Here is a 2,212-nt window from a genome sequence, read left to right as displayed (position 1 = left end):
TTTACCCGCCGTGGCGGGGCCGCTCAGCCCTGCGCTGCGGCACCCGGACCGGCCATTGGCGCGCCCCGGCCCCGGCCGCCGCCGACGAAGGTGCGACGGGCTTGTGGCAAAATGACGGATTGCCTGCCCATTCAGCCCTGCCCATGACCCCTTGCTGCGTGCTGTTCCCCGCGTCCCGGCCCGCCCTGCGTGATGGAGCGTGCCCCCGTGGCTGACGAAATCGGGCACATGCCGCGCGGCCCCCGGCGCATCTTCAAGGCGGCGGTGTGGTCCTGGCAGGGCCTGCGGGCGGCCTGGCTGCACGAGTCCTCGTTCCGCCTGGAGGTCTACCTGCTGGTGGTGCTGGCGCCGCTGGCGCTGTGGCTGGGCCAGACCCCGGTCGAGCGCGCGCTGATGATCGGCTCGATGCTGCTGGTGCTGTCCATGGAACTGGCCAACTCGGCCATCGAAGCGGTGATCGAACGCTATGGCGCCGAATTCCACGAACTGGCCGGACGCGCCAAGGACATGGGCTCGGCGGCCGTGTTCGTGCTGATGATGAACGTACTGCTGTGCTGGGGCCTGGTCCTGCTGCCCCGCTTCTTCTGAGCTGCCCCCACGGCGCATTCCCCCTTGTAAGGATCCATGTCCATGTTTCTTGAGTTGCTGTCCGACCCCAACGTCTGGTTGACCCTGTTCACGCTGAGCGCCCTGGAAATCGTGCTCGGCATCGACAACCTGGTGTTCATCTCCATCGCCGTGAGCAAGCTGCCCGAAGCGCGCCGCCCGTTCGCGCGCAAGCTCGGCATCGCGGTGGCCTGCATCACCCGCATCGCGCTGCTGGTATCGCTGGCCTACCTGGCGCACATGGAAGCCAACCTGTTCACGGTGGCCGGCATCGGCATTTCCATCCGCGACCTGGTGCTGATCCTCGGCGGCCTGTTCCTGATCATCAAGGGCGGCATGGAAATCCGCGAGCTGATCACCGGCGGCGAAGACGAAGACCCCACCACCACCAAGGCCTCGGCCGTGTTCGGCATGGTCATCGCGCAGATCGCGGTGATCGACATCGTGTTCTCGCTGGACTCGGTGATCACCGCCGTCGGCATCGCCGACCACGTGCCGGTGATGGTGGCCGCGATCCTGCTGTCGGTGGCGGTCATGCTGCTGGCGGCCAACCCGCTGGGCCGCTTCATCGACGCCAACCCGACCGTGAAGATGCTGGCCCTGGCCTTCATCCTGCTGATCGGTGCCGTGCTGATCCTGGACGGCCTGGGCGTGCACGTGCCCAAGCCCTACATCTATGCGGCCATGGGCTTCTCGGTGCTGGTGGAATGGCTGAACCTGCTGATGCGCCGCCGCGCCGTGGCGCACAACGTGCCGGGCGCCGGCAACTGGTAACGGGGAGGGTGCCGACCGCGGGTCGGCAGGTGGGGCGCCCGGCAAACCCGCCGGCCCCCACATCCGCTTGACCGCAAACGTGGCATGCTCCGGGTCCCGTTCATCGAGATCCGGAGCCGGCCATGCGATCGTTCTCCCGCCTGTTGTTGCTGGCCACGCTGGCCGCCCTGTTGTCCGGTTGCGGCTACAACGCCATCCAGCAGAAGGATGAGCAGGTCAAGGCCGGTTGGGCCGAGGTGCTCAACCAGTACAAGCGCCGCGCCGACCTGATTCCCAACCTGGTGCAGACCGTGGAAGGCTATGCCAACCAGGAACGCCAGGTGCTCACCGACGTGACCAACGCGCGTTCGCGGGTGGGCCAGATCAACGTCAACGCCGACGATGCCGAATCGCTCAAGCAGTTCCAGCAGGCCCAGGGCGAACTGAGCGGCGCGCTGTCGCGGCTGCTGGTGGTCACCGAAAACTACCCGAACCTCAAGTCCGACCAGGGCTTCCGCGACCTGCAGGCGCAGCTGGAAGGCACCGAGAACCGGATCACGGTGGCGCGTGGCCGCTACATCCAGATGGTGCAGGACTACAACACCTTCCTGCGCCAGTTCCCGCAGCTGATCACCGCCAAGATCTTTGGCTACCAGGTCAAGCCGAACTTCACCGTGGACAACGAAGCGCAGATCTCCCAGCCGCCGGCGGTCAAGTTCGGTTCGCAGGCCCCGGCCCCGGCCCCCGCGCCGCAGCCGCAGCCGCAGCAGGCCCCGGCGCAGTAACCCGGTGAACATTCTTCGCGTGCTGCGCGGCCTGGTACTGGCGGGGCTCTGCCTGGCCGGGCCGGCGC

The 2,212-nt window shown here is 67.4% G+C and carries 3 protein-coding genes; all 3 read left to right on the top strand.

What is annotated here, in order from left to right; translation table 11 throughout:
- The first annotated feature begins 207 nt into the window (after positions 1 to 207).
- The 3 genes from DBR34_RS00330 (at position 208) to DBR34_RS00320 (ending at position 2,144) form a co-directional block, all read left to right on the top strand.
- A complete protein-coding gene (locus tag DBR34_RS00330; RefSeq protein WP_038692485.1) occupies positions 208 to 588 on the top strand; it encodes a diacylglycerol kinase in 381 nt (126 codons plus the stop codon).
- 42 nt (positions 589 to 630) lie between these two features.
- Positions 631 to 1,380, top strand: a complete 750-nt coding sequence (locus DBR34_RS00325) for a TerC family protein (RefSeq protein ID WP_128095236.1) — start codon at positions 631 to 633, stop codon at positions 1,378 to 1,380.
- A 122-nt stretch (positions 1,381 to 1,502) separates the two neighbouring features.
- On the top strand, positions 1,503 to 2,144 hold the full coding sequence (locus tag DBR34_RS00320) for a LemA family protein (protein ID WP_128095235.1): 642 nt from the start codon (positions 1,503 to 1,505) through the stop codon (positions 2,142 to 2,144).
- Positions 2,145 to 2,212 lie beyond the last annotated feature (68 nt).

Origin of the sequence: Stenotrophomonas sp. HMWF003, from assembly GCF_003061285.1 — a bacterium.
Taxonomy (GTDB): domain Bacteria; phylum Pseudomonadota; class Gammaproteobacteria; order Xanthomonadales; family Xanthomonadaceae; genus Stenotrophomonas; species Stenotrophomonas maltophilia_AP.
The sequence above is the reverse complement of the archived record's forward strand: the minus strand, read 5'-3'. Positions and strand labels throughout refer to the sequence as shown.